1 pseudogene is annotated in these 307 nt (G+C 57.3%); it reads right to left on the bottom strand.

Annotated elements, in window-relative coordinates:
* A pseudogene (locus tag EN818_RS31715) lies at nucleotides 1-305 on the bottom strand (ABC transporter ATP-binding protein); the annotation flags it as partial.
* Between the last annotated feature and the right edge of the window lie 2 nt (nucleotides 306-307).

Genomic DNA, 307 nt, shown 5'->3' with positions numbered 1-307 from the left:
GCCGGCATCGCAATGCCAAGCGTGTGGGAATTGAGCGTATTGAGAAGGAACGACGCTATGGGCATAGCGGGGAAAATCAACAACCCAAGCACGGTCAGCAGCGGCCATTCATTGCGCAGGAAAGCCGTTGCTCCCTGCGCCGTCACCCCATCGACGATAACGGACAGACCCCAGATGATCGAAAGATTGATGGCTTCCACCGCCATGGACGACAGGGCAAGAGCAATCAGGACGCCACGAAACATGGCAATGAAATGCAACAGCACCGCGACGGGGCCTTTCGACGGCAGTGGCCGAAAGGGAATGT

The sequence above is a fragment of the Mesorhizobium sp. M3A.F.Ca.ET.175.01.1.1 genome (assembly GCF_004791945.1).
GTDB lineage: Bacteria > Pseudomonadota > Alphaproteobacteria > Rhizobiales > Rhizobiaceae > Mesorhizobium.
The sequence above is the reverse complement of the archived record's forward strand: the minus strand, read 5'-3'. Positions and strand labels throughout refer to the sequence as shown.